The sequence below is a fragment of the Roseateles saccharophilus genome, assembly GCF_031458095.1.
Classification (GTDB): Bacteria; Pseudomonadota; Gammaproteobacteria; order Burkholderiales; family Burkholderiaceae_C; genus Pelomonas; species Pelomonas saccharophila_A.
The window spans coordinates 1-2,440 of record NZ_JAVDXU010000015.1 but is presented as its reverse complement, the minus strand read 5'-3'; the positions used below and the strand labels follow the sequence as shown (position 1 = coordinate 2,440).

Sequence of the window (2,440 nt, the reverse complement as noted above, 5' to 3'; positions counted from 1 at the left end):
CCGTCTGGGTCTTGCTGTTGCTCAGACCGCCCGCGTCGGTCACTGTCAACGTCACCGTGTAGCTGCCTGCCGCGCTGTAGCTCTTCGTGACCGACGCCCCGCTGGCGCTGGTGCCGTCGCCGAAAGTCCACGCGTAGCTGGCGATGGGGCCTTCCGCATCCGTGCTCCCGGCTCCGGAGAAGCTCAGGCTCGCGCCCACCTGCCCACTGGTCGGGCCGCTGATGTTGGCCACTGGCGCCTGGTTGGCCGCCGCCGTGATCACCACCGTCTGGGTCTTGCTATTGCTCAGACCGCCCGCATCGGTCACCGTCAACGTCACCGTGTAAGTGCCTGCCGCGCTGTAGCTCTTCGTGACCGACACCCCGCTGGCGCTGGTGCCGTCGCCGAACGTCCACGCATAGCTCGCGATGGGGCCCTCCGCATCCGTGCTGCCGGCGCCGGAGAAGCTCAGGCTCGCGCCCACCTGCCCGCTGGTCGGGCCGCTGATGTTGGCCACCGGTGCCTGGTTGGCCGGCGCCGTGATCACCACCGCCTGCGTCTTGCTGTTGGTGAGACCGCTCGCGTCGGTCACCGTCAATGTCACCGTGTAAGTGCCTGCCGCGCTGTAGCTCTTCGTGACCGACACCCCGCTGGCGCTCGTGCCGTCGCCGAACGTCCACGCATAGCTCGCGATGGGGCCTTCCGCATCCGTGCTGCCCGAACCGGAGAAGCTCAGGCTCGCGCCCACTTGCCCACTCGTCGGGCCGCTGATGTTGGCCACCGGCGCCTGGTTGGCCGTGCTGCCCGGCGTCCACGCCTCCACCTCGACGATTCGCGAGAGCGAGTATTCCGCGCTGTTCACCAGAACGCGGATGCGCTGTGTGGTGATGGGCGCGAAGACGAACTGGCGCCACACCTTGTTGTTGCCGATGACGCTGCCCCCCGGCACATCCACCCACCCGGTACCGTTCCAGTACTGGACTTGGAAGTGCGTGATGCCGAACCGGCTGAACGTCATCTGCAGCGTCGGCACGGACGGCGAGCCCGAGTTGTCCTGCAACGTGAACACATCGATTTCGCTGATCGTCTGCATGCCGTTGAAGTCGATCTGCACCCAGTCCGGGTAGACGCCCAAAGTGCCATCCGCCCACGCGCCGCCAGCCCCCCAATTCAGCCCCAGCCGATCGCCGTCGATGACCGCGCTGGCGGGATATCTGGCGTCGAAGGCGCTGGATGCTGTGGCGACGCCGCCGTTGGCCGCTGCCGCCACATTGACCGCCTGCCCTCCCGTTGCGGCCGAGATGACCACCGCTTGCGTCTTGCTGTTGGTGAGACCTCCCGCGTCGGTCACTGTCAACGTCACCGTGTAGCTGCCTGCCGCGCTGTAGCTCTTCGTGGCCGACACCCCGCTGGCGCTGGTGCCGTCGCCAAACGTCCACGTGTAGCCGGCGATCGGGCCTTCCGCATCCGTGCTCCCCGCACCGGAGAAGCTCAGGCTCGCGCCCACCTGCCCACTGGTCGGGCCGCTGATGTTGGCCACCGGCGCCTGGTTGGCCGCCGCCGTGATCACCACCGCTTGCGTCTTGCTATTGCTCAGACCGCCCGCGTCGGTCACTGTCAACGTCACCGTGTAGCTGCCTGCCGCGCTGTAGCTCTTCGTGGCCGACACCCCGCTGGCGCTGGTGCCGTCGCCGAAAGTCCACGCGTAGCTGGCGATGGGGCCTTCCGCATCCGTGCTCCCGGCGCCGGAGAAGCTCAGGCTCGCGCCCACCTGCCCACTGGTCGGGCCGCTGATGTTGGCTACCGGCGCCTGGTTGGCCGCCGCCGAGATCACCACCGCTTGCGTCTTGCTGTTGCTCAGGCCTCCCGCGTCGGTCACCGTCAACGTCACCGTGTAAGTGCCTGCCGCGCTGTAGCTCTTCGTGACCGACGCCCCGCTGGCGCTGGTGCCGTCGCCGAACGTCCACGCATAGCTCGCAATGGGGCCCTCCGCATCCGTGCTGCCCGAACCGGAGAAGCCCAGGCTCGCGCCGACTTGCCCACTCGTCGGGCCGCTGATGTTGGCCACCGGTGCCTGGTTGGCCGCCGCCGTGACCACCACCGCCTGCGTCTTGCTGTTGGTGAGACCGCTCGCGTCGGTCACCGTCAATGTCACCGTGTAAGTGCCTGCCGCGCTGTAGCTCTTCGTGACCGACATCCCGCTGGCGCTGGTGCCATCGCCAAACGTCCACGCATAGCTCGCGATGGGGCCTTCCGCATCCGTGCTGCCCGCACCGGAGAAGCTCAGGCTCGCGCCCACTTGCCCACTCGTCGGGCCGCTGATGTTGGCCACCGGCGCCTGGTTGGCCGTGCTGCCCGGCGTCCACGCCTCCACCTCGACGATGCGCGAGAGATAGTATTCCGAGGCGTTCACCAGAACGCGGATGCGCTGTGTGGTGATGGGCGCGAAGACGAACTGGCG

1 protein-coding gene is annotated in these 2,440 nt (G+C 68.0%); it reads right to left on the bottom strand.

From position 1 onward, the window contains the following. Positions 1-2,440: PKD domain-containing protein (locus J2X20_RS29450; protein WP_310273369.1), on the bottom strand; the 2,440-nt coding region annotated here is incomplete at both ends.